Source organism: Paenibacillus sp. S-38, assembly GCF_049942825.1.
Taxonomy (GTDB): Bacteria; Bacillota; Bacilli; order Paenibacillales; family NBRC-103111; genus Paenibacillus_G.
On the sequence record NZ_CP187970.1, the window covers coordinates 6,872,659 to 6,895,347 of the forward strand.

23 protein-coding genes are annotated in these 22,689 nt (G+C 55.7%); 11 read left to right on the plus strand and 12 right to left on the minus strand.

Annotated features, from left to right (window positions below):
* The first annotated feature begins 28 nt into the window (after positions 1-28).
* Both ACP26L_RS29975 and ACP26L_RS29980 read left to right on the plus strand, forming a co-directional pair.
* Positions 29-772 carry a DUF2161 domain-containing phosphodiesterase gene (locus tag ACP26L_RS29975; protein WP_426449014.1) on the plus strand — a complete coding sequence of 248 codons (744 nt, stop codon included), beginning with the start codon at positions 29-31 and terminating at the stop codon, positions 770-772.
* A gap of 401 nt (positions 773-1,173) precedes the next feature.
* Positions 1,174-1,938 (plus strand): polysaccharide deacetylase family protein, encoded by a 765-nt coding sequence (locus ACP26L_RS29980; protein WP_426449016.1) that lies wholly within the window; start codon positions 1,174-1,176, stop codon positions 1,936-1,938.
* A gap of 214 nt (positions 1,939-2,152) precedes the next feature.
* Here ACP26L_RS29980 and ACP26L_RS29985 read toward each other — a convergent pair whose 3' ends face one another.
* The 5 genes from ACP26L_RS29985 to ACP26L_RS30005 form a co-directional block, all read right to left on the minus strand.
* Positions 2,153-3,082 (minus strand): NAD(P)/FAD-dependent oxidoreductase, encoded by a 930-nt coding sequence (locus ACP26L_RS29985; RefSeq protein WP_426449018.1) that lies wholly within the window; start codon positions 3,080-3,082, stop codon positions 2,153-2,155.
* Positions 3,083-3,260: 178 nt separating this feature from the next.
* On the minus strand, positions 3,261-4,589 hold the full coding sequence (locus ACP26L_RS29990; protein ID WP_426449020.1) for an MFS transporter: 1,329 nt from the start codon (positions 4,587-4,589) through the stop codon (positions 3,261-3,263).
* Between the two features lie 225 nt (positions 4,590-4,814).
* Positions 4,815-6,122 carry an ABC transporter substrate-binding protein gene (locus ACP26L_RS29995; protein WP_426449022.1) on the minus strand — a complete coding sequence of 436 codons (1,308 nt, stop codon included), beginning with the start codon at positions 6,120-6,122 and terminating at the stop codon, positions 4,815-4,817.
* A gap of 466 nt (positions 6,123-6,588) precedes the next feature.
* Positions 6,589-7,422, minus strand: coding sequence for a carbohydrate ABC transporter permease (locus tag ACP26L_RS30000; protein ID WP_426449024.1), 834 nt, complete (start codon positions 7,420-7,422; stop codon positions 6,589-6,591).
* Positions 7,422-8,303, minus strand: a complete 882-nt coding sequence (locus tag ACP26L_RS30005) for a carbohydrate ABC transporter permease (protein ID WP_426449026.1) — start codon at positions 8,301-8,303, stop codon at positions 7,422-7,424. Before ACP26L_RS30005 ends, ACP26L_RS30000 begins: the two co-directional genes overlap by 1 nt.
* Positions 8,304-8,464: 161 nt before the next feature.
* Between ACP26L_RS30005 and ACP26L_RS30010 the strand changes: the two genes are divergently transcribed.
* From ACP26L_RS30010 to ACP26L_RS30025, 4 genes are read left to right on the plus strand one after another with little or no spacing between them, the layout of a single operon-like run.
* Positions 8,465-10,279: a cache domain-containing sensor histidine kinase gene (locus tag ACP26L_RS30010; RefSeq protein ID WP_426449028.1), complete on the plus strand. Its 1,815-nt coding sequence runs from the start codon at positions 8,465-8,467 to the stop codon at positions 10,277-10,279.
* Positions 10,276-11,892 carry a response regulator transcription factor gene (locus ACP26L_RS30015; protein ID WP_426449030.1) on the plus strand — a complete coding sequence of 539 codons (1,617 nt, stop codon included), beginning with the start codon at positions 10,276-10,278 and terminating at the stop codon, positions 11,890-11,892. The genes ACP26L_RS30010 and ACP26L_RS30015 overlap by 4 nt, the downstream gene beginning before the upstream one ends.
* Entirely contained in the window at positions 11,889-12,323 is a 435-nt protein-coding gene (locus ACP26L_RS30020; protein WP_426449032.1) for a hypothetical protein, read from the plus strand. The genes ACP26L_RS30015 and ACP26L_RS30020 overlap by 4 nt, the downstream gene beginning before the upstream one ends.
* Before the next feature lie 23 nt (positions 12,324-12,346).
* Positions 12,347-13,420: a phosphodiester glycosidase family protein gene (locus tag ACP26L_RS30025; RefSeq protein WP_426449034.1), complete on the plus strand. Its 1,074-nt coding sequence runs from the start codon at positions 12,347-12,349 to the stop codon at positions 13,418-13,420.
* Between the two features lie 682 nt (positions 13,421-14,102).
* On the opposite strand, the gene ACP26L_RS30030 is transcribed toward ACP26L_RS30025, so the two are convergent.
* Positions 14,103-14,252, minus strand: coding sequence for a hypothetical protein (locus tag ACP26L_RS30030; protein WP_426449036.1), 150 nt, complete (start codon positions 14,250-14,252; stop codon positions 14,103-14,105).
* Between the two features lie 392 nt (positions 14,253-14,644).
* On the opposite strand from ACP26L_RS30030, the gene ACP26L_RS30035 reads away from it, so the two are divergent.
* Positions 14,645-16,210: an alpha/beta fold hydrolase gene (locus ACP26L_RS30035; RefSeq protein ID WP_426449038.1), complete on the plus strand. Its 1,566-nt coding sequence runs from the start codon at positions 14,645-14,647 to the stop codon at positions 16,208-16,210.
* Between the two features lie 99 nt (positions 16,211-16,309).
* Here ACP26L_RS30035 and ACP26L_RS30040 read toward each other — a convergent pair whose 3' ends face one another.
* Entirely contained in the window at positions 16,310-16,564 is a 255-nt protein-coding gene (locus tag ACP26L_RS30040) for an AbrB/MazE/SpoVT family DNA-binding domain-containing protein (protein WP_426455157.1), read from the minus strand.
* Between the two features lie 161 nt (positions 16,565-16,725).
* Positions 16,726-17,190: a tRNA (uridine(34)/cytosine(34)/5-carboxymethylaminomethyluridine(34)-2'-O)-methyltransferase TrmL gene (gene trmL / locus ACP26L_RS30045; protein ID WP_426449039.1), complete on the minus strand. Its 465-nt coding sequence runs from the start codon at positions 17,188-17,190 to the stop codon at positions 16,726-16,728.
* Between the two features lie 119 nt (positions 17,191-17,309).
* Between trmL and ACP26L_RS30050 the strand changes: the two genes are divergently transcribed.
* The gene (locus tag ACP26L_RS30050) at positions 17,310-18,026 is read left to right on the plus strand and encodes a response regulator transcription factor (protein ID WP_013920367.1); all 717 of its coding nucleotides are present in this window, start codon (positions 17,310-17,312) and stop codon (positions 18,024-18,026) included.
* A 274-nt stretch (positions 18,027-18,300) separates the two neighbouring features.
* On the opposite strand, the gene serC is transcribed toward ACP26L_RS30050, so the two are convergent.
* Positions 18,301-19,389, minus strand: coding sequence for a 3-phosphoserine/phosphohydroxythreonine transaminase (gene serC, locus ACP26L_RS30055; protein ID WP_426449042.1), 1,089 nt, complete (start codon positions 19,387-19,389; stop codon positions 18,301-18,303).
* Between the two features lie 100 nt (positions 19,390-19,489).
* On the opposite strand from serC, the gene thpR reads away from it, so the two are divergent.
* On the plus strand, positions 19,490-20,059 hold the full coding sequence (thpR, locus tag ACP26L_RS30060) for an RNA 2',3'-cyclic phosphodiesterase (protein WP_426449044.1): 570 nt from the start codon (positions 19,490-19,492) through the stop codon (positions 20,057-20,059).
* Positions 20,060-20,114: 55 nt separating this feature from the next.
* Here the strand turns inward: thpR and ACP26L_RS30065 are convergent, their stop codons facing one another.
* Both ACP26L_RS30065 and ACP26L_RS30070 read right to left on the minus strand, forming a co-directional pair.
* A complete protein-coding gene (locus ACP26L_RS30065; protein ID WP_426449045.1) occupies positions 20,115-20,273 on the minus strand; it encodes a hypothetical protein in 159 nt (52 codons plus the stop codon).
* Positions 20,274-20,455: 182 nt separating this feature from the next.
* A complete protein-coding gene (locus tag ACP26L_RS30070; protein ID WP_013920371.1) occupies positions 20,456-20,797 on the minus strand; it encodes an XRE family transcriptional regulator in 342 nt (113 codons plus the stop codon).
* Between the two features lie 274 nt (positions 20,798-21,071).
* Between ACP26L_RS30070 and ACP26L_RS30075 the strand changes: the two genes are divergently transcribed.
* Positions 21,072-21,440, plus strand: coding sequence for a helix-turn-helix domain-containing protein (locus tag ACP26L_RS30075; protein WP_426449047.1), 369 nt, complete (start codon positions 21,072-21,074; stop codon positions 21,438-21,440).
* Positions 21,441-21,562: 122 nt separating this feature from the next.
* Here the strand turns inward: ACP26L_RS30075 and ACP26L_RS30080 are convergent, their stop codons facing one another.
* The gene (locus ACP26L_RS30080) at positions 21,563-21,730 is read right to left on the minus strand and encodes a hypothetical protein (RefSeq protein ID WP_426449048.1); all 168 of its coding nucleotides are present in this window, start codon (positions 21,728-21,730) and stop codon (positions 21,563-21,565) included.
* A gap of 477 nt (positions 21,731-22,207) precedes the next feature.
* On the opposite strand from ACP26L_RS30080, the gene ACP26L_RS30085 reads away from it, so the two are divergent.
* A complete protein-coding gene (locus ACP26L_RS30085; RefSeq protein WP_426449050.1) occupies positions 22,208-22,576 on the plus strand; it encodes a helix-turn-helix domain-containing protein in 369 nt (122 codons plus the stop codon).
* Positions 22,577-22,689: the final 113 nt, after the last annotated feature.

The window sequence follows — 22,689 nt, forward strand, 5'->3', positions numbered from 1 at the left end:
AAAAGTCGAACGGAAAGGACAGGTCCCCTTGGCCATCAAAAGCGAAACGGAGCTCTACGCTCCCGTCAAAGCCTATCTCGAGGAGCTCGGGTACAGTGTCCGCGGCGAGGTGCGCCACTGTGACGTGGTCGCCGTCCGCGGCGAGGAGCCGCCGCTGATCATCGAGCTCAAACGCAGCTTCTCCATCCCCCTGCTGCTGCAGGGGATCGACCGGCTGCGTCTCACCCGCTCCGTCTATGTGGCCTTCGAGCGGCCGGCCAAGGGCAAAGCGCCGCACAACGCCACCTGGCCGGAGCTTCGCAAGCTCTGCGGGATGCTCGGCCTCGGCATGATCACCGTGCAGTTCTATAAGACGCGCAAGCCCCGTGTGGAAGTCGAGTGCCACCCGCTCGAGGGCCAGGCGCTGTACCCGCTCGCGTCCCCGCCGCGGCACAGCAAATACGCCGCAGGCAAGCTGCTCCAGGAGTTCCAGGAGCGCCGGGCGGATTACAACGTGGGCGGCAGCACGAAGCGCAAGCTCGTCACCGCCTACCGGGAGAAATCCCTGCAGCTGGCCAGCCTTCTCGGCAGCCGCGGGCCGATGAGTCCGAAGCAGCTCCGCGATCTTACCGGACATGCCCAGGCGGCATCAATGCTGCAGAAGAACTATTATCTCTGGTTCCGCCGGGTGGACCGCGGAGTCTACACGCTCAGTCCGCAGGGCGAAGAAGCCCTCAAGACTTACGCGCACGTCGTCGATGGGCTTCCTTCCCTCGACACGGCACAGGGGTAAGGCAGCCGGGAAGCTCCGGCTCCCCGACTGGTTTGCCGAGAACTGGAGTAGAAGAGCTCTTCATGGTCCGGTCTTCGCGAATGGTCACCTGACGATCTTCGTCCTCTATTCAGCGGGCAGCCAATGAGCGGTCGACCGCATCGGCCGGCTGCCGCCCTTTTCCACTGACCGGGATCGTCAGGCGTTCTCTCCGTGCTGCCTTTCCTGTCGTCCGAACCTTGCCCTTCGCCTGCTGCTTCCCCGCCCGTCCGGATCTTGAACCGTGTCGTATGGACCGCACCGGCTCTCCTTCCCGCTTTTTTTGACAGCGCTTCCTATTATATGCATCACCTGCAGGCTTGCCGGGTACATATAGGTAAACATGAGCTTTTCCACCTTATCCCCGGAAGGAGCTGCCTCCTATGCCGCTGACCGTACGCCGATATGCCCGTCTTCTCCTGCTCGCCTTCTGTCTGATGCTGCCCATTCCCGCTTCCGCCGTCTCCGCTCCGCAGCCTGTGCGCATTCCTGTGCTTAACTATCACAGCATTACGGTCGATCCGGGCAACCGGGCCACGATCACCCCGGAGAAGTTCGAGGAGCAGATGACCCACCTCGCGGAGAACGGGTATACGGCACTGACCCTCCGGCAGTTTACCGACATCATGGAGGGCCGGGAGACCGCCCCCGAGAAGCCGGTCCTGCTCACCTTCGACGACGGCTACGCAAACAACTACACGGAAGCCCTGCCCGTCCTCTCCCGCCTCGGTCTGAACGCCACCCTCTTCGTCTCGCCGGAGGTCTCTGCGACCGATCCTTACTTCCTGACGTGGGACCAGATCCGGGAGATGCACGAAGCGGGCTGGGACATTCAGCCGCACGGTATGACCCATCCCCACCTACCGCGCCTAAGTGCAGCAAAGCAGGAAGCTGAGCTCACCGAGGCGAAACGGCTGATCGAAGAGCAGCTCGGCACGACGGCCGATGTCTTCTGCTATCCCTATGGGGAGTACAACCGCACGACCCTGCGCCTGCTCAAAAAAGCCGGATACCGGTACGCCTTCACGATCGAGCAGGGGGTTACCCTCTCGAGCCAGGATCCTCTACGATTGACCCGCATCTTCGTGAACGGGGAAGAGTCCTTCGAGACATGGCAAAACAAGCTGGAGAAGGCGCACCGGCCTTGATTCCAGCCTTTGATTTCGGCCCTTAATTCCAGCCTGACTTCAGCCTTGATTCCAGCTCTTGATTCCAGCCCCTAATTCCAGCCCTTAACTCTCAGCCCTTGACCCAAAGCCTCCATCCCAGCTTGTTCTGCCGGCTTGCGGAGCCTGCCTGCCCTTCACTTCGGCAAGCTCATGAAGTTTAACGCGCTTGCCCTGACTCACCAAGCTCCACCGCTCACCCGCTGTGCTCCGCAGCCTTCTGCCGAAGCCGCTTCACCAGCTCCTTGTGAATCCAGATCGCCGCGAGCGCGCCTTCGCCCATCGCGATGCTTGTCTGCTCCGCGTGGATGCCCACGTCCCCGGCCGCCCACACGCCGGGGACGCCGGTCATCTTTGTCCGCGGATCAGTGACGATATGCTTGTTCTCGAGCCGCTCGATCCCAAGCGGCATCGCCCAATCCGTGATAACCCGGTTGCCCCCGAAGGCGATGAATCCCCGTTCCCCTTCGATGACGCGACCGTCCTTGAGCCGGACGCCGTGGAAGGACTTGTCCTCCCCGCCGAGCACTTCCTCGATTTCTTCCTCTATATATGCGATGCCCCTCGCTTCGAGCGCCTCCCGTTTGGACGTAGACACCGCCGAGCGGTCATGGTTCACGTAGGTGATCCGGTCGGTCCAATAGCTGATCGCCATCGCCATACCCGAGCCGGCCTCGCCGGCGCCCATGATGACCGCTCTGCGGTCCATCACCTCGTAGCCGTCGCAGTCCGGGCAGATGTAGATGCTCACCCCAAGCCGTTCCTCGAGTCCAGGCAGCGGAGGGAACCGGTCCATAACCCCCGTAGCAATCAGCAGGGTCTGGCTCCTGAACGAACCGCCGTCTCCGGCCAGCGCCACCTGGAACTGATCCTCCGATTTGGCCGCCGCAATCACCTCATCCTCCAGAAACTCCACGCCGAGCCGCTCCGCATGAAGGCGGCCCCGCTCCCGCAGCTCGGGACCTGAGACCCCCTCCGGCCAGCCTAGCAGGTTATGGTAGCTCCCGCACAGGGCGGAGCGTCCCTTCTGCTTGTCGATGACCAGCACCTTGTGCCGGTACCGTCCGAGTTGAATGGCAGCCTGGAGCCCGGCGATGCCTCCGCCGACAATGATGCAATCGTACATACCTGTAGCTCCTTTCCTTCCATCCGTATTGTATAGCTTTCCAAGCCTCTCCATCCTTCATACCCGTTCAGGCGGGCCTGCAAACGCAAAGAAGCCTCCTCTCCAAGAGGAAGCTCCTTTATCTGCTGCTTATCACGCACCATTTATGTTTGTTATCAGCTGCCTGGCCAGGATCCGATCACAGCCTTGTCCCGGCCGCCCCTCCGGAGGAGGCCTTCCCTCCCCCTGTACGGGACAGCAGCCTGTCCGCCCGGCGCTCTACCCCGGCATCCCGGGATCGAAGCAGCCCGGCCAGACCGATCTGCAGCAGCGAGGCCGCAGCCAGCACCCAGGGCAGCACTTCGTCCCCCGCATACTCCATTAAGCCGAGCAGCGCGAAGATGGACACGACCCTCCCTCCGTTCAGGAACACTTCCCTCATGACGACGGATTCGACCCGAAGCTGGCCTTTCAGCGGCAGACGGCCGATAATCCGGAAGTAGGAGGAAGTGATCGTATTGCCCTGCAGCGGTGCACAGACCGAGTAGATGATCATGAAGGTAATGACGGTGAAGAGCGTCATCTTCCAGATCAGGAAGAACGTAGCGAACAGATAGCCGAAGGTAGAGATCACGATGAACTTCACCGCCTTCTCCTCGCTGCCGAAGCGGGAGAGGAAGAGATTGGTGCCGATCGACAGCCCCGCATATAATACACCCAGATAACCAACGAGATCCTCGCGTCCCACAAGCCGGAAGAGCAGGATGTTCGGCAGGAACAGCATCATGCCCTGGAAGAGCCCCATCACCCCGAAGGCATACAGCGAGTTCAGCCATGCCCGGCTGCGGTGCATGAGCAGACCCGTGAATTTCAGATAATAGGCTTTATGGTGCGAGGGCTTCAGCGGAATCTTCATGGACACTACAGACGCCATCACGAACATGAAACAGGCGGTGCCGAACACCAGGGTATATCCCTGCAGCCCCTCGTACTGTGAGATCATAAAGCCGGCGAGCGCCGGTCCGATCAGTCCGCCCAGCGTAAAGAGCACCATGTTGATGGCCAGAAAACGGATCCGGTTGCTGTCCGTGGACACGTCGTACATCAGCGTCAAGTAACCCGCCCAGTAGAAAGCGCTGGAGATGCCGTTCAGTATCGCGAACACCAGATAATACTCCGCCACCTTCTCTCCCGCGAAGACGACGCCGAGATAGAAGGCGGCCGTCATGGCGATCCCGATCCGGTACGTCACCATCCGGTCCTTCCGCTTGATGAGCCAGCCGCCGAGCGCAAAGGCAAACGGGGCCACCGCATACGTCACCGCATAATAAATGCCGTTGATCGCCAGGCTGTGCGTCAAGCGCCACAAGTACAGCGTCAAGAACACCCCGGACATCGATGCGCCGAACTGGAAGCAGAAGTGGATGAACAGCGAAACCCCGGCTTCCTTCGACAGCCTCCGCTCCTCCGGAACCGCTTCCCTGCGCAGGCTCCACTGCTCCTTGGCCCACTGCCCAAGACTACCCACACCCTCACACCCTCTTTTGTCAGAATGGCCAACACAAACCTTTTTGGTGCAGTCCCCGACTCTATGTTTTATCCGGTATTACCTGAATTGAAACGTTATAATTCAGGCGGATTGCTCCCTATTGTACTCCTGAATCTTCCTCTTGTTAAACGGCAAAAAGCCCCAGCCGGAGAGCTGAGGCTTCGTCTCGTGATACCAGGGCGTGAAATCCGCAGCGAATCGCTGTTATTTCTTCGCTTTCAGGTTATCCCAAGCTTTTTGGAAATCGGTGTACATTTGATCTTTGTTCACTTTGCCGGCAACATAAGCCTGCATCGTAGCACCCAGCTCGTTGGTTACGCCATCCGGGTATTTAGGCCAGTTCCAGCTCAGCGTCTTGCCTTCTTTGCTGTACTTCATGAGGTCGGTAGCGATTGAACCGAGGTCCTTCTCGTCAGCCGTGATGTTCGTGAACGCCGGAATGAACTTGAATTCCTTCGTCATGTACTGCTTGCCGATGTCGGAAGTTACGAGCCAGTTCAAGAAATCCTTCGCTTCTTTCTTCACAGCGGAGTTCTTGTTGACCACCCAGTTGTTCGGTACGCCGATGAAGAGCTTGTCGTTGGCTGCCGCATCTTCGTTGATCGGCATTGGAAGCACGCCGAGCTTCAGGTTCGGGTTGATCTTGTCGATCTGTACCTGCGTCCAGTTACCCTGCTGCATCATAGCCGCTTTGCCGCTTGCGAAGTTCGTAACCTGCGTGTTGTAGTCTGTCGTCAGCGGGTTCGCCTGGCCGTACTTCAGTGTCAGGTCGAGCAGCTTCGTCCACTCGTCGAACACTTGTCCGCCGAACTTCTGGGAACCGTCATAGAGACCTGCGATGAATTTGTTCGGGTCAGCCTGACGTGCAACCGCCACGTTCAGGTTGTGGATCCCGAGGATCCACCATTCGCCGTAGCCGTTCGAGAACGGCGTGATGCCTGCCGCCTGGAGCTTCTTCGCCGCATCTTCGAGCTGGGAAAGCGTCTTAGGCGTTTCGGTGATGCCTGCCTTCGCGAACAATTCTTTGTTATATACGAAGCCGTAGCCTTCGATGTTCATCGGCATGCCGTACAGCTTGCCGTCTTTGGTCATTGGTTCTTTTGCTGCAGGAACGACGTCCTTCACCCAAGTCTGGTCGGACATGTCCTCCAGGTGCTCCATCCATGTATCCATCTCGCGGTAACCGCCGACGTTGAAGATGTCCGGCGCGTCGCTGGAAGCGAACTTCGTCTTGAGGGCCGCACCGTAGTCCGCGCCGCCGCCGACCGTTTCGATCTGCAGCTTCACGTTCGGGTTCGCCTTCTCGTATTCGTCCTTAAGGCGGTTCAGCGCTTCGTTAATTTCCACTTTGAATTGGAAAATTTTCAGTGTTACCTGCTTGCCTCCTGCATCCGTTCCTCCGGCAGCCGGCTCTTTGGTTGTCTCTTTATTCCCGCCGCAGCCTGCAGCCAGTCCTGCAAGAAGAACCGCACTCAGCGAAAGGGCTGTTGCTTTTTTGATTCCTTGTTTCATGGGTGTACCCTCCCTTTATTGGTAGACTCTGTTGATGCTTACGTTTAGTGTGTCTACAATTCACATTATAAATTCTGGCAGGTGAACCCAACACCGAGGATATTGAACAAAAAGGTGGAACAAATTGACCACGCTTTCATTCTTTCATGTCACAAAAATGCACTTTTCTCCTTCTTTTTTGTGCAGAACCCGGACATGCCTCTTTCGTTTAATACCCTGCAGCGTACCGGAATGAATCGCTTGCCATCGTTCTTTATTCATTCTATCCTGCGTTTTCGACCCGTCGCAGGGATCACTAGCTAGGCTGAATCACCGGCGCAGGCAAAGTCGCTCGGACGCAGGCTGCATCCGGATCCCCCAGCAAAAATTCATCAGCATATGTGTGGATGCGACCCTTCCAGTTACCAAAACAAAAACCGGCACAAGGGCCGGTTTCTGCGCATAATGCTTCTTGGTTGTAAGCCGCTTACCCTTTGACCGAACCGGCCGTGATGCCTTCGATGATATGGCGCTGCATCGCAAGGAAGAAGATCACGATCGGGATGATGCCGAGCACCAGAGCGGCCAGCGCCAGATCCCACTGCTTCGTATACTGCCCGAAGAAGGTGTTGGTCGCCAGCGGAATCGTCTTCAGCGTCGGATCCTGGAGAATCAGGAACGGCAGCAGGAAGTCATTCCAGATCCACAGGGAATTGAGGAGAATGACCGTTACGCCGATCGGCTTGAGCAGCGGAAGCACGATGCGGAAGAACGTGCCGTACGTGCTCGTGCCGTCCACCACCGCGGACTCTTCGATCTCCATCGGGATCGACTTGATGAACCCGTGGAACATAAAGATGGAGAGCGGTGCCCCGAAGCCGATGTAGCAGACCACCAGTCCGAAGATGCTGTCGAACAGGCCGGCCGTCTTCGCCACGCGGACCAACGGAATCATGATCGACTGGAACGGAATAACCATCGCCGCGACGAAGATCAGGAACAGGAAGTTGTTCAGCTTGTTCGGGTGGCGGACCATGCGGTAAGCCGCCATGGCGCTCAGGAAGGCAATGGCCAGGTTCGCCACCACCGTAATAATCAGCGAGTTCGTCAGTACCGTCGGGAACTTGAGAATCTTCCACGCCCGGACGAAGTTATCCCACATCAGGGAAGTCGGCAGCGAAGTCGGGTCCGTCAGCAGATCCGCGAACGTTTTGAACGAGTTGACGATAACGAAGTAGAACGGAACCAGGAACACCAGTCCAAGAAGGATGGCGATGATCTCAAGGCTGAATGTACGGACCGTATAGCGTGGTGTTTCCATTACACTTCAACCTCCTTGCTTTTCGTGATGCGTACTTGGATGGTGGTGATGACCGCTACGACAATGAAGAACAGGAAGGCTTTGGCCGTACCCAGACCGAACCGGTTATTCTGGAACGCTTCCGTGTAGATGTTGAGCGCGACGGACTCCGTCGATTTGAACGGACCGCCTTTGGTCAGCGACAGGTTCAGGTCGAACATTTTGAAGGCGTTCGAGATCGCCAGGAACAGACACACCGTCACGGCCGGCATGATCAGCGGCACAATGATCTGGTAGAGCAGCTGCCAAGGCTTCGCGCCGTCAAGCTGCGCGGCTTCCATGATATCCTTGGGCACGTTCATGAGCGCCGCGATGTAGATAACCATGAAGTAACCCGCTGTCTGCCAGGCGAAGACGATTACGATCCCCCAGAAGGCGGTAATCTCGTCTCCCAGCCAAGGAAGATTGAAGAACGGAATGTTCGTCAGCTGCCCGATCGCCGGGAAGCCCTTCACGAAGATGAACTGCCAGATGAAGCCGAGCAGCAGGCCGCCGATCACGTTCGGCAGGAAGAAGACGGTACGCAGCGTATTGCGCAGCTTCAGCGGACGCGTCAGGATCAGCGCCACAGTGAATGCCAATACGTTCGATATGATGACGGCCGCCACGGAGAACCGTACGGTGAACCAGAAGGATTTCAGGAAATCCGGATCATTGAATATAATTTGCTTGAAGTTGGCGAGACCGCTCCATGTGACTTTGCCAGAAACCCCATTCCAATCGGTGAACGAGTAGTACATCCCTAGGAAAAAAGGCACGATCACAATCAACGCGAAGCAGATGAAAGCTGGTCCGACAAACACGAGCTGTTCGAGCCAGTCTGCCGATTTTCGTCGATTCATCGTATGTTCCTCCTTTAAAATTCGCACTTTTTTTTACTTTGCTTTTTGTCTATAGTACAGAGTATACAAAAAGCAGCCCCTCTCCCAACACAGAGAATGATGAACCGTTAGGTGTAAAATATTGACCTATCGTGCGGGAGGCGTATGGAAAGGAGACCCCTGTGGGCCGAAACTCGCTTCGTTTCAAGTTAATCGTAGTTCTGCTGATTGCAACCATTGCTCCCATCGTGACGTCCATGATCGTAACGAATGCTTATACGAAGCAGTCCGTCAAGGAGAAAGCGATCCAGGAGAATACCAACCTGCTGGGACAGAGCCGGATCAATATCGTCAATTATATGAACCAGCTCGTCGACCTGAGCTTCAGCGTCTATAAGAATCCGTCCTTCGTGCGCCTGATGGACCTCGGGTTCCGGGGCTATCAGAGCGAGGCGGAGATCAAGAATCTGATCCGGACCATCGCCGTCAACCGGGAAGTGTTCCAGGTTTACCTGAACATCTTGGACCGCAACCCCGGGGAGGACCGGTCGTTCCTGCTCACCAACAATACGGTGATCCGGCCCAGTCCGGACGTGACCATGCCGCTCAACCCGCTGATCAAGCCCGGATCCTATGAAGCCGTGGTGGAGACGACACATACCAGCCATGATTACGGATTATCGCTTTTAGCTTACTTTACCCCCCGGGAAGTTCTAACTATTCACCGGGCGATCTACCGGGTTCCTTCCATGGAGCATATCGGCAGCCTCTCGGTAGACTTCTCGCTTGATACGCTGTCGGGCCTTCTGCAGCAGCTGCTCAACGACCAGGAAGAGGCGTACCTCCTCGACAGCGAGGGCCGGCTGATCTACTCCAGCGTTCCCGGCGTGAAATTCGGCTGGAAGCTGCAGGATCCCTGGGTGGAGCAGATGCTGCAGACTTCGGAGACCCATGGCACGATGGAGGATAAGAGCAGCATTCACCTGTATGAGAAGATCGAAACTCCTTACATGAACTGGTATCTCGTCAAAAAAGTTCCTTATGAACAACTTTACCGCGGAGCGCGGGAGTTGACGCAGATCCAGTTCGTCATTCTGGGCATTCTGCTGTTCGTGGTAGCCGGTTTGACCATGTGGATCTCCGTACGCTTCACCCGTCCGATCAAGGAACTCATCGGATACATCAATATCATTCAGACCGGTCAGCTCGACGTCGACATCCAGGTGCGGACCAAGGACGAGATCGGCATTCTAGCCCGGCGGTTCCGGCTGATGATGGATACGATTAACGACCTCATCACACGGGAGTACAAGCTCGGGCTCGCCAACAAGACGAACCAGCTGAAGGCCCTTCAGGCCCAGATCAACCCGCACTTCCTGTACAACTCGCTGCAGTCGATCGGCACGCTCGCCCTTCAGCACCAGGCGCCGAAGGTATACCATCTCATCTCCACCCTGGCCAAAATGATGCGGTACAGCATGAACACGAGTGAGAGCCTTGTGCCGCTCCGCAAAGAAATCGAACACGCCAAGGCGTACCTCGAGCTTCAGCAGCAGCGCTTTGAGAACGAACTGACGGTCGGTTATCATATAGATGAAGCGACCGTAGACTGCGTGCTGCCGAAGATGACCCTGCAGCCGCTCATCGAGAACTACTTCAAGCATGGCTTCGACCCGCGGGAGAACCTGGGAGAGCTCATTCTGTCCTCACGTCTGCTCCCGAACGGCTCGGTGGAGCTCACTGTCGAGGATAACGGGCGCGGCATGAGCGACGAGGCGCTGCAGGAGCTGTCGCTCCGCCTGGCGCAGGACGATCCTGCCGCCGATACGGCGGATCCCGGCCATCTTGGCGAGAGCATCGGGCTGCAGAACGTCAAGAACCGGCTCGAGCTGCATTTTAACCATACCGCGGTGCTCTTCCTGGAGCACCGCGAACCTACCGGACTGCGGATCACGCTCCGCTTTCCGTCCACACCGCTAGGAGGAAGCACACTGTGATTGCCATCATCGTAGATGACGAGAAACATGTAAGGGAAGCCATCAAGCTGCTCGTGCCGTGGGAGGAATTCGGCGTAACCCGGATCCTGGAGGCCCAGGACGGTCTGGATGCGGCCGATCTTATCACTGAGCATAAACCCCAGCTGATCTTCACCGATATGATGATGCCGCTGCGCAGCGGCACGGAGCTGCTGGACTGGCTGCAGCTGCATTACCCGGAGGGCAAGACGATCGTGATCAGCGGCCACGACGACTTCGAGTTCGTCCGCCATACCGTCAAGTCAGGCGGCATCGACTATATTCTGAAGCCGATCGACGCCCAGCAGCTCTATAAGGCGGTTGACAAGGCGGTGATGGCCTGGAAGCGGGAGGAAGCCGAGCGGCTGCTGCAGACCGAGCGCAATATCGAACGAAACCAGTTCAAGCCGGTCTATTGGGAGAAGATGCTCTCCGGCCTGACCGCCGAGCCCTCCGGCTACGAAGCCTGCTCGCTCACACTCCAGCAGGAATTCGGGCTGGGTACCGGGGTCAGCACCTGCCGGGTCGCCATCCTCAGTCTCGATACGATGAGCTTGGTGCTCCGCCGGAAGTTCGACAAGAATACGGATCTGCTCTATTTCTCTCTCACGAATATTGCGAACGAGGTGCTCAAAGAAGGCGGCCGTGCCGGCATTGCGTACCGGTACTGGAACAGTGACAACGAAGTGCTGATCCTGCTGTACGACCGGCTCGGTGCCGCGGAAGAGCTGCTCCACAAGATCCAGCAGAGCCTGCTGGTTGTCCTGCAGAGCACGCTCGATATCGGGCTGTCGCTCCACCAGGAGTTTCCGAAGGGACTGCCCGCGGCGTATGAGGAAGCCCGCCGGTCCCTGCGTGCCCGCAATCTGCTGTCCAGGACGAAGGCTATCCATGTCTACAGCCCGCAGGGTGCGCCGACCCACAAGCTGCTCACCTTCTCCGCCTACGCCGAATCCATACAGCTGGCGGTCCGCAGCGGCAGTGCAGACCAGATCCGCCGGGTCGTAGGCGAGTGGATCGCCGCGGTCCGCGAGCTGCCCTCCATCGATGTCGAGCAGCTGGAGCTGTGGCGGCATGAGTACAATGCCTTCAAGAACCGCTGGCTCTCGGAGCTGCTCGGAGAACCCGCTCCCCAGTCTGCCAGCGGGGAACGTTCGCCGTTCATCGTCCCGCTGGACGAGCAGGGGGCCTTGTCCCTGGACCAGTGGGAGCAGCAGCTGGCGGCTGACCTCATCGAGCTCTCCCGTCAGCTGCTCACCCAGCAGCACCAGGACAGCAATGTCATATTCGAGATCTCGAAATACATTCAGAGTCACTATCATCAGGATATTACCCTGCAGGAGATCGCCAGCCATTTCTTCTTGAGCCGCGAGTACATCTCCCGAAAGTTCAAACAGGAGTTTGGCGTAAATCTCTCCGACTATGTCAGCGGCATCCGCATTGATAAGGCGAAGCTGCTGCTGCTCAACCCCCACCTGCGCGTCTCCCAGGTGGCCGAGATGGTCGGATATGAGGATGAAAAATATTTCAGCAAAGTGTTCAAGAAGATGGTGGGCAGCTCTCCGAACGAATACAGGAAGGTGAACCCGTCATGAATACCCCCATGGAGCCGGCGGCACGGCCGAATGCCGTACGCGCCGGCGCACCGGGCCGCAAGCGCAAACGAAGAACGTATCTCGTACTGTTTCTCTTCTGGCTTCTGCTGGCGGGCGGAGGCGCCTTCGGCGCCAAGCTCTACACAGACCACCTCCGTCAGCAGATCGCGGCGGACATCGCCGCCCAGACGGATGCGAGATTGACGCAGGTGCAGCAGGAGTACGAAGGCCAAATCGCAGGGCTCCGGGAATCTCTCGGAAGCGACATCGCGAAGCTGCAGGCGAAGATCGATTCTGTCAACGAGCTTCTGGCCTTCACCAAGGACAGTGCGAGCTCCAAAACCGATAACAGCAACCAGCTGTACACGCAGCTCTCCGAGCTTCAGAAGAAGCTGGAGGCCCTGCAGAAACAGCTGGATGCGCTGCAGTAAGTGAAGGAAGGGAAGTCTGCACCATGAATCCCATCCAAGCCATCAACCGGATGATGATGCTCGCCCTGGCGCCATTCCTCGGCGGGATGCTGTTCCTTCTGTTCTCGGCCCTTCCCGTCACGCTGCCGGAACGCGCACTTCCGGCTCCCCCGGCGGCCGGCCTTCAGGAGGAGCTGCAGACCGCCCTCTCCGCCCTCGAGCGCAGCCGGGTGGACGCGGCCTTGACCCGCACCACCGTGCAGCAGTATTACGAGCTGTACGCACAGAGCTCGGCCTCCGCCGCCTCCATGGTGACCATTGCAGAGGCGGCGGCCAAGCGGCCGGCGGCCCTCTTTGACGCGAGGTTCGCCGCCAGGCTGGGTACGGGTCCGTCCCGCGCCGTGACGTCACCGAATGTGGACCTCAAGCTGTACACCTTCCAGGGACAGGGGTACAGCGGTTACGCCTTGAAGGTCGGGCTAGGATCGGACCAAGGGATGAAGATGGTCCTCGGCCAGGACCGGGTCGGCGGCAGCGAGACTACCCTCGAAGCGGTGAAGCGCTACGGGGCGGTCGCCGGGGTCAATGCCGGCGGATTCGCCGACGACCCGAAGAGCGGCCGGCGCTACCCGCTAAGCACCACCATGCTCGGCGGCAAATATGTCTACGGCTTCGAGCCGACGTTTGAGGATCTGGCTTTCATTGGCCTGAGCAAAGACCGGAAGCTCATCGGCGGCAAGTTCTCGAGACAAGAGGACCTGGACAAGCTACAGCCTGAATTTGGCGCCACCTTCGTCCCCGTGCTCCTGCGTGGCGGGGTGAAGCAGGAGATTCCCACCCAGTGGCTGACCTCCCCCGCCCGGGCACCGAGAACGCTGGTCGGCAGCTTCAAAAATGACCAGCTGCTCTTCATTGTAACCGACGGTCAGGATGAGAACGGCCATTCGGGGGCGACGCTTCCCGAGCTCCAGGACAAGCTGCTCGCCTTAGGTATCCAGGATGCCTATAACCTGGACGGCGGCGGTTCGTCGTCGCTGATCTTCGATGGGCAGATCATCAACCGGCCGTCGGACGGCCGCCTGCGGCCGCTGGCCACGCACTTCTTGTTCTTTCAATGATTTGTTCACAGATTTATATGTTTTCTTTTGAAACCCGGTTGGTTATAATATAGGGCGGAGGTGCTGCCGCATGTCATCTACATTTTGGATTATGATCGTCGTTTTCCTTCTGTTCATCGTTGCGATGCTTACAGCTGCGTATAACGACGATAAGACGAAGGGTCTGTAATCGGGCAGCCTGCCACGATTTCCCGAGGCAGACACAGCGAATAGGCTGGAACGGTAACGGCATGAGCGAAGAATCGAATCTTTCGCTCATGCCGTTATGTTCCAGCCTATTTTATTGCGAAGCGTCACCGCATAGATCGGCTGCTCATCGGGCCCAACCTTCCGCCCTTAGCCAACAGGCTATACGGCCCAGCGTCCTGCTGGCTTATGTATATCACGCCGTTATATCCCCTCGACCGACCGCCAATCTTACCAGGCGCCTTCTGCTGCCAAGTGACGTCAACCGACCGGCTTCGTCGAGTCCGGAGTCGATCTCTTCCACTGCCTGCCCATCCTGACAGGCCCGCAATCTATGGTTCTATCGGTCCCCTTAACCTTAACCGATGCCTGGGGTCATCCACTGCTCTGCTTCTCATCAGCCGTTGGAAGCTAACCTTCCCCTGCCTGACTAACCTATTGGCCCTGTCAAGTGGTGACCCCAACAGCCCCTCGTTGAGGCAGCGAACATGCACCATTAGGCCAGCTTTCCCTTTACCCCGGTCTGCATCGCCCGCTTCTCCCCTTCGGCTTGCATGGACTTCCAGCGTTCCTCGCTAATTCCGAGCTGTACCAGCACCTCTCGGATCTCCAGCTCAATCTTCACTGCTTCTTGTGTGACCATCATGATCTCTCCCATCCATCCTCTATCCGAATCTTTCCTTATCCGAACTCTATCTCTATCACTTCTTTTTAACTCTATCTCTCTATCACTTCTTTTAACTCTATCTCTTCTTAACTCTATCTTTTCTTAACTCTATCTTTTCTTCACATGTTTCCGTATTTGAGCTTACGTCTTCAATGACCCCGTCAGTAGTTCTCTATAGAGAACTCTTCTCTTCTTTTTAATACTTTCATTGTAACACACCCTCCGTTACAGAAACGTTACAGGATGACGCCGATTCTTTGGTTTTTTCGGATCACTTCTTAAAAATCTCCTTACCATTTGATATAATGACTTTAGACCTAGTCCATTCACCCCAATATCCATCATTATTAGTGTCGGAGGACTCATCCAGTATGCTTCATCACCCCCTGTTCTCATCCGATATTTACTACGATTGGCTGCCGAGCTCCTCTTCTTTGCAGCCTACGCTCGTGCTTATTCATGGTGCCGGGCTTGACAGCTCTTTCTGGTTCTCGGTCGTTCCGCTTCTCCAAAGCCGCTACTCGCTGCTTTTGTACGATCTGAGAGGACATGGCCGGAGCAAGGATGCCTCTGAGTCTTTCTCGCCCGATGATCATCTGCTCGACTTGGCCCGGCTTCAGGCTCACCTGGGAATAGAACGGGCCTCCCTCATCGGCCATGAGCTGGGAGCCGTGCTCGCCGCCCGCTTCGCCCAGCTGAAGCCGTCGGTTGTGGACCGGCTCATTCTGATCTCCCCGCCCCCCTCCTTCCCCCTGTCGTCCGCCGAGGAGGAATACGAAGGCCGCCTGGCCCTCGCCGAAACCTCCGGTATGCCGTCGCTCGGGGAACGGATGGCCCGCAAGCTGACGGTCAAGCATACCGAGAGTGCCGTAAGGCGGCGCATCACGCAGGCCTTTGAGAGAGCCTGCCCCGCCGGTTACTCCCGCTGGGTCCGGCATGTTCTTAACACGGACGCCTCCTCCTGGGAGCCGTCCGGTAAGTCCGTTCTGCTCCTGTGCGGCGAGCACGATGAGCTTTGTACGCCCTCCGCGGCCGGCATCATGCACTCACTCTGGGAGTCCTCTCACTTCCTGGTGGTTCCCGGGGCCGCTTCTCTGCTGTTCGTGGACCAGCCGATCTACAGCGCCGATTGGATCGACTATTTCATGCGCAGGCCCCGTGGTGAGCGTTCCGTCCGCACGCCCGTTCAGCATGAGCTGCAGCGGATGCTGAGATTGGCCGTCCAGCGGGATACCTCTCCGCAGACGGCGGTGCCGCTGCTTCAGGTCCGATGCCTGGGCACCTTCGAGGTGCGGTTAAACGGGAAGCTTGTCGAAGAAAGCTGGAATACGCGTCATGCCAAAAGCCTGCTGATCTATCTGGTCTTCCATCCTGCCGCAGGGCGCGAGGAATTATGCGAGCGGCTCTTTCCCGAAGTCGAGCACTCCAAGGCGATGCGCAATCTGAGGGTGTATCTCAGCCATTTTGCCAAGCTTCTCGAAATGCCTGCCGGCAAGGATCCTATCCTGCACACGGAACGGGATCTTATCCGCCTGAACGGTCGGATCCAGTGCGATCTCTCTGACTTTCTGACCGACCTGCAGCGGGCGCTGGAAACCCGGGATCCGGAGGACAAGTACGCCCTGTGCCGCAATCTGCTGGACCGCCTCAAGGGCAAGATCATTCCCGGCGGTTACGATCCGTTCTCCCTCTCCCTCCGGGAGCAGATCGAGCATGGCTGGGAGCAGCTCTGCGTATGGGCTGCGGATTACTGCCTGATGGGCCAGCATCAACTCGAAGCGGTTCCTTTTCTCCAGAGCGCCCTTCTCTACTGCCCGTCAGATGAGCTGCCGCTCTATGACCGGCTGATTGCCATCTATCAGCGCAAAGGCATGCCGCGCGAGCTCAGGAAGTGGATGCGCAAGCGGGAGACGGTTCGAAAGCTCCTTCCGGAGTAGCCCGCTGTACGCAATAAAGCACCCCAGCTTCCCTGACCGCTAAGGTCCAAAGGAAACCGGGGTGCTTTTTGCTGCGCCCTATCCGTTCAAGCAGGATGCTTATTCGCTTGTCTTGAGAAGATGCATCTCGCCCAAACATTCGGCACATATATGACGTTCCTTGAAGTCGCTGACCTGCTCCATGGAGCCGCAGAATACACAGCGCGGCCGGTACCGCTCCAGGATAATATGATCTCCGCTTACCAAAATCTCGACAGGATCTCCTTCGTTCATTTGATATCTTTTGCGCAGCGACTTGGGAAGCACGATTCTTCCCAGTTGATCGACTTTTCGTACTACACCTGCCGGTTTCATCATCAATTCACCTCACTTTTCACACATTGCCTTGCGGTTCTTTCATAGGATTCGACACACCATCCTAAATTCCTTCCCAATCCGGTGAGATTTCCTGAAAAGTACGCATGTTCATCCTTTTCACGGCCTCGATGCCCCAAGCTGTGGAGGAGTCCGGGGCGCTAGCGCAGCCCCTGAAATCCGGTCTGTCTCAGCCCTTCGAACAGGACGATGGCCGCAGAATTCGAGAGATTCAGCGAGCGTACCGCTTCGGTCATCGGCATACGGATCAGCTGATCTGGATGCGCCTCCAGGATCTCCGGCGGCAGGCCCTTCGTTTCTTTACCGAAGACCAGAAAATCGCCGTCCCTGAATTCGACATCCGTGTAGAGCTTCTGCGCCTTCGTAGTGGCAAAGAAAAAGCGGGCGTCCGGGTATTGATCCTTGACCTCTTGGAACGAGTCATGATACTCCAGCTTGACGCTGTGCCAATAATCGAGACCCGCCCGTTTCAGGGTCCGGTCGTCCGTATCGAAGCCCAGCGGCCTAACGAGATGAAGCCAGGTTCCGGTAGCCGCGCACGTGCGGGAGATGTTGCCGGTATTTGCCGGTATTTCGGGTTCCACCAATACAATATGAAAAGCCATGTCGCCTTTCCTCTCTATTTTTGCAATTTTAACACAGGTTTTACCTTTTCTTAATACGAAGATGATAGTGGATTGAGATAATAGGTTCATCCCAGCGTTTACAAAGGAGATTATTCGGAATGATGAAGAAGAAAATTCTTGTCGTTGACGATGAACCTTCCATCTCGATGCTTATAGAGTTTAATCTGAAGCTTGTCGGATATGAGGTTCACTGTGTGTATGACGGCGAGGCAGTATTTGGCGCCATTCAACATTTCCGCCCGGACCTGATTGTACTGGATCTGATGCTGCCGAAGATGGACGGCATTCAAGTGTGCCGCAAGCTGAGAAGTCAGAACAACCTCGTTCCCATCATCATGCTGACCGCCATGCAGGATCTCTCCGACAAAATCGCGGGACTCGACAACGGGGCCGATGACTATATGACGAAGCCGTTCAGCCCCCAGGAACTCATTTCCCGCATTCAAGCCATTATCCGGCGCATCCAAACCCTGCCTTCTTCCTCCGAGAATACACCATTAACCATAGGCCAGATTGTAGTTCAACCGGACCAGCGCGAGGTCAAAGTGAAAGGCCAGAATATCGACCTGACACCGAAGGAATTCGACCTTCTGCTCTTCCTCTGCAAACACCGCGGCAAGGTGCTCAGCCGGCAGCAGCTGCTGCACGGGGTATGGGATTACCACTTCCTCGGCGATACCCGGATCGTCGATGTGCATATCTCCCACCTGCGGGATAAGATCGAGACGAATGCACGCAATCCAGAATACATTGTAACGATTCGCAATGTCGGATACAAACTGACGGAGCCTTCCGTCAAGGAAGTTCCTGTTTAAGCCGCAGCAGCGCCTTTGGGCAGAGCGGAAGTAACCCTGCTTTCTTATCGAACGGGTACCGCCCTCGCCCATGCTGCTCTCTCCGCCTAACCCGCGGGTTCGCCATGCATCGGCGCCCCTGCTCAAGGCTTCCCCCGCCAAAATCGCCCCTCATACGAACGAGCGCCCTGGAATGGAACTCCAGCGGCGCTTTTTTCGTGGATCCCACAGCAGGTAACAAAAACAGCCCTTCCGCAGCACCGGTCGACAGGTCTGTGGAAAGACTGCTTGATTCTTAGCTGTTGCGCTGCTGGAAGTCTTTCATGAACTCCGCAAGCGCCTGGCACGCCTCGTAAGGAACGGCATTATAAGCGGATGCCCGAATACCGCCAACGCTCCGGTGACCAGCAAGGCCTACAAAGTTGTGATCCTTGGATTCCTTAACGAACTGCTTCTCCAGCTCTTCGCTTGGCAGACGGAACGTCACGTTCATGATGGAACGGCTGTCCGCATCAATGTTGCCGCTGTAGAAGCCGCCCGATGCATCGATAACATCATAAAGAAGCTTGGATTTCTCCACATTGCGCTTCTCCATCGCTTCCACGCCGCCCTGTTCCTTCACCCACTTCAGGACCAGATTCACCATATAGATGGAATGCACCGGCGGGGTATTGTAGAGGGATTGGTTCTTTGCGTGCGTCGTGTAACGCAGCATGACCGGAAGATGCTTCGGCTCTTCCGCAAGCAGGTCATCGCGGATCACTGCGACCGTAACGCCGGAAGGACCAAGATTCTTCTGGGCGCCGGCATAGATCATGCCGAACTTGCTGGCATCGAACGGACGGCTGAGAATGCCGCTGGTCATGTCGCCGATGAGTGGAATGCCGCCGGTATCCGGAATGTCCGACCACTGCGAGCCTTCGATCGTGTTGTTCGTCGTCATATGTACATAGGACGATTTCGGATCGATGACGATATCGCCTGCTTTAGGCAGGCTTCTCCATTTGCCTTCCTTGTTGGAAGCCGCAATGGAGGCTTCACCTACGATTTGTGCTTCCTGATAAGCCTTCTCCGAGAAGCTGCCGGTGATGATATAGCTTCCAACCGTACCCGGCTTCAGGAAGTTCAGTGGGATCTGAGCAAATTGCATGCTGGCCCCTCCGCCAAGGAAGAGAACCTGATACCCTGATTGGATTCCGAGCAATTCAAGCAGGAGGGATGCCGTTTCCGCATTCAGCGCTTCGTATTCTTTGCTGCGGTGGGAGATCTCCATGAGAGACATGCCGATGCCATTGTAGTCAACGAATGTCTCTTGTGCTTGCTGCAGCACTTCCAAGGGAAGCGCGGCCGGACCTGCATTGAAATTATAAGCGCGCCTAGTCACGATTAAAACACCCTCGCTTTTCATATGATATGGCTATGATAGCAAAGGTTGGCGCGTAACATCAAGTGTAAGTTTCTTGAACAAAGAGGAGGAAGGTGTAATGAAATCAGCTCTTCGGCTGTTCGTGGCCGTGCCGCTGCCCGGCCATCTCAAAGAGGGGTTGGGGAATTGGATGAGCGGTGTAAAGAAGACGATTTCTTTCCGCAAGTGGGTCCATCCGGAGGACCTGCATATCACCCTTCAATTCCTTGGGGAAGTGGAGGGGTCAAGGATTCCATCGATCGAGAAAGCGCTGGAGCAGGCTGCCGCCAAATCGAGCTCCATGCGGCTGCAGCTTGGACAGACCGGAACGTTCGGACGGGGATCTGCACCGTCTATCTTATGGGTAGGATTGGAGGGCTCATTGGAGGCATTGCATTCGCTTCATAAGCAGGTGGAGCTGGCCATGACCGATACGGGCTTTCCGTCGGAGGAAAGAAAGTTCAAGCCTCACGTCACCGTGGCAAGAACCTACCAAGGTCAGGGATGGGACCAGGCGGAACTGGGCCGCTGCCCGCTGCCGGAAGCATGTCTGATTCCGTGGCAGGCCGACCGGCTGGTCTTATACCAAAGCCGCCTGGGAGCCCGTCCAATGTACGAACCTCTGCGGATCTTCACTTTTACGGAATAAAGGATGGTTCCTGTGCGGGGAATATCGGGGTGGAACAACCGGGAATAACCACGGATTATTCCGTATCGCCGGAGCGCTCGCTCCCGTCTGTCAAGTCGGAGGATGCGGCGGATAAATTCGCAGCTTCATGCGTGATAAATTCCAGCGCCTTGGCTGTGCTGATGCCCAGTTGACGGAGGGTGTGGATAATATCCAACGGAATGCTTGTTTCCATGACGGTCCCACTTTCTTCGGGTACTTGATGTCATCTATGCTGACTCTCGTTACATATTTTATCTGATGTTCCCATTATTTTGATGATCATAAATATCCAATTTTGCCGAGTCTTTCCTCTATTCAAACAACACGGAAAATGCGACCATAGAAGCAGGAATAGGGGAATGATTCCTCATTCCCCTATCTTGCTTGTTCGTAGGTCACGGCCTGCCGTGTCTTCAATTGTCGAACGATCTTGCGGAGAGAATCCTTGCTGAGCCCGAGCTCGTTGAATTCCTGTATAATTTGAACCCATTCCTGGTCGAGCTGCTCCTGCTTCTCACCCGGGTCATGCAGAATCAGGGTCTGAACGTTAACTCCAAGTACCGGCGCAAGCTTGCGAAGGAATTGAATCGAAGGATTCGACTGCAGGTCTCGCTCAATGGAGCTTAAGTAGGATTTGGCTACACCGGCGCGTGCGGCAAGTTCAGTCAGCGACATGCGTTTCTGGTGTCTGAGTTTTTGAATGCGAGCTCCTATCATTAGATGATTCCTCCCTATGAATGATGATAATAGTCCTTATCTCTAGTAATAAGGTGCCGGATACAATACTAATTGTATCATAGTTTGGATACATTCTGTATCTTTGTATAGAAAATTTTATGATTTCACGGTCGGCTGACCTTATTCAAGAATTTGTAATCTCCTTCTTCACAAACCATGATACGTATTGTATAATCATATCTGACGATTCAACAAGATTCGACATTATGATGCAGTGCTGAAGCAGCGCCAGCTTGACGGAGGGAATAGTAGCATGATCAAAATTGGGGATAAAATCGCTCTTCTTAGAGAGAAACATGCGTTAACCCAGGAGGACTTATCCAGAAAGCTGGAGATCTCCCGTGCTTCCCTCTCGCATTATGAGAAGAACCGGCGGGAACCCGACTATGAGACCATAGTGAGGATTGCAGATCACTTCAAAGTTTCCATAGACTACTTGATGGGCAGAACGGAAGACCCTCACAGTGTCCTGGACCCGGAAGTACGGAATTTTGTCGACAGTCTGGAATTGTCCGATGAGAAGATCATCGGTACCTTCTCCTTAACCATAGATGGCAAGAAACTGACCGTTCAGGAGGCCAAGAGATTCATCGCCTTCGTAAGAGCCGAAAGATCGATCTGACCGGAATAACCGGATCAGATCTCTTTGGCATGTTTGCTTGGTTTCATTAGCAAGTCGGCTATGTATCCGTCAGCTGTTGGGGCCGTTCGTATAATTTCCGTCAAGGGGGACATACTGGGCAATTAAAGGATGGGGAGCGGCTGACGGTCCGGATCCACAGAACTGCTGCTTCCGGGTTCCTCCGATGAAGAGGATTCCAGGACTTGCGTGAGGATCTCGGTTACCCGTTCCGGGTGAATCCCGAGCTGCTGCATCATGCTGCGGATATCGAGGGATACGGTATGGCTCATGGGATGGTCTTCTCTCCTATGGATGTGATTCGTGATTGCCGGGAGCATATTCACTACAGGATCATTACCCAAGCCGCGGCATCTTGAATCACTTCAACATATACTTATTGTAGCACATTTCAGATACGATATGTAACTGGGTTATGCCGCATATTTCTGTTAATTTTTTAACATTATTATTTAAACGTTAAGATCGAATCTTCACAAATGACGATACGTAATGTATAATTTAATTAGTTCTTTCGACAGGTTTAGTTGGAACCTTCCTCGCATTGTTCTCTATTAATAACATGTTTCTATGAGACTATCGTATTAGAACGTTACATAACCTATCGAAGAAAACGAAATAAAAGATGACCGGCAGTTCATATAGGTCTATAAGACTACCAACTCAAGCATTCCGAAGTGCCTATGCAAGGTTTCAAACCTCACGCTCTAGGAACTGGGAAACTGAAAATGATGGACGGGGTGAGAACAATGGGACAAATAGGCAATCGAATCGCTTTGTTAAGGGAAAAACAGGGAATGACTCAGGAAGAGCTGTCCATTAAGCTCAACATCTCCCGCGCCTCCCTTTCCCACTACGAGAAGAACCGCCGGGAACCCGATTATGATACGCTTGTCAAGATTGCCAACTACTTCAAGATTTCCATCGATTACCTGCTGGGACGCACGCAGGATCCCGAGATGGTTCTGGATCAGCAGGTACGGCAGTTCGTAGAGAGCCTGGAGCTCTCAGATGACCGCATCCTGCAGCATTTCTCCCTGACGATCGATGGGAAGCAATTGACGCCTGAAGAAGCAAAGCGGTTTATCGCCTTTGTACGTGCCGAACGCTCCTTCTAAAAGGAAAGCGCAGACATGGAATCATTAACCAAAGTTCGAATCCATTTACTAGCTCTAGGACCCTCGAATCAAGGTACGGAGCAAACAACAAGAAGCCCTGACTGCGTTCCCGG

What these genes read in the sequence shown, in the direction of transcription:
- ACP26L_RS30030 (WP_426449036.1), bottom strand. Translation starts at nt 14,252, where the DNA reads ATGATGGTCACACAAGAAGCAGTGAAGATTGAGCTGGAGATCCGAGAG.
- ACP26L_RS30040 (WP_426455157.1), bottom strand. Translation starts at nt 16,564, where the DNA reads ATGAAACCGGCAGGTGTAGTACGAAAAGTCGATCAACTGGGAAGAATC.
- ACP26L_RS30075 (WP_426449047.1), top strand. Translation starts at nt 21,072, where the DNA reads ATGATCAAAATTGGGGATAAAATCGCTCTTCTTAGAGAGAAACATGCG.
- ACP26L_RS30065 (WP_426449045.1), bottom strand. Translation starts at nt 20,273, where the DNA reads ATGGAAACAAGCATTCCGTTGGATATTATCCACACCCTCCGTCAACTG.
- ACP26L_RS29985 (WP_426449018.1), bottom strand. Translation starts at nt 3,082, where the DNA reads ATGTACGATTGCATCATTGTCGGCGGAGGCATCGCCGGGCTCCAGGCT.
- ACP26L_RS29995 (WP_426449022.1), bottom strand. Translation starts at nt 6,122, where the DNA reads ATGAAACAAGGAATCAAAAAAGCAACAGCCCTTTCGCTGAGTGCGGTT.
- ACP26L_RS30005 (WP_426449026.1), bottom strand. Translation starts at nt 8,303, where the DNA reads ATGAATCGACGAAAATCGGCAGACTGGCTCGAACAGCTCGTGTTTGTC.
- ACP26L_RS30020 (WP_426449032.1), top strand. Translation starts at nt 11,889, where the DNA reads ATGAATACCCCCATGGAGCCGGCGGCACGGCCGAATGCCGTACGCGCC.
- ACP26L_RS30000 (WP_426449024.1), bottom strand. Translation starts at nt 7,422, where the DNA reads ATGGAAACACCACGCTATACGGTCCGTACATTCAGCCTTGAGATCATC.
- ACP26L_RS30025 (WP_426449034.1), top strand. Translation starts at nt 12,347, where the DNA reads ATGAATCCCATCCAAGCCATCAACCGGATGATGATGCTCGCCCTGGCG.
- ACP26L_RS30035 (WP_426449038.1), top strand. Translation starts at nt 14,645, where the DNA reads ATGCTTCATCACCCCCTGTTCTCATCCGATATTTACTACGATTGGCTG.
- ACP26L_RS30085 (WP_426449050.1), top strand. Translation starts at nt 22,208, where the DNA reads ATGGGACAAATAGGCAATCGAATCGCTTTGTTAAGGGAAAAACAGGGA.
- ACP26L_RS29980 (WP_426449016.1), top strand. Translation starts at nt 1,174, where the DNA reads ATGCCGCTGACCGTACGCCGATATGCCCGTCTTCTCCTGCTCGCCTTC.
- ACP26L_RS30070 (WP_013920371.1), bottom strand. Translation starts at nt 20,797, where the DNA reads ATGATAGGAGCTCGCATTCAAAAACTCAGACACCAGAAACGCATGTCG.
- ACP26L_RS30050 (WP_013920367.1), top strand. Translation starts at nt 17,310, where the DNA reads ATGATGAAGAAGAAAATTCTTGTCGTTGACGATGAACCTTCCATCTCG.
- ACP26L_RS30080 (WP_426449048.1), bottom strand. Translation starts at nt 21,730, where the DNA reads ATGAGCCATACCGTATCCCTCGATATCCGCAGCATGATGCAGCAGCTC.
- thpR (WP_426449044.1), top strand. Translation starts at nt 19,490, where the DNA reads ATGAAATCAGCTCTTCGGCTGTTCGTGGCCGTGCCGCTGCCCGGCCAT.
- trmL (WP_426449039.1), bottom strand. Translation starts at nt 17,190, where the DNA reads ATGGCTTTTCATATTGTATTGGTGGAACCCGAAATACCGGCAAATACC.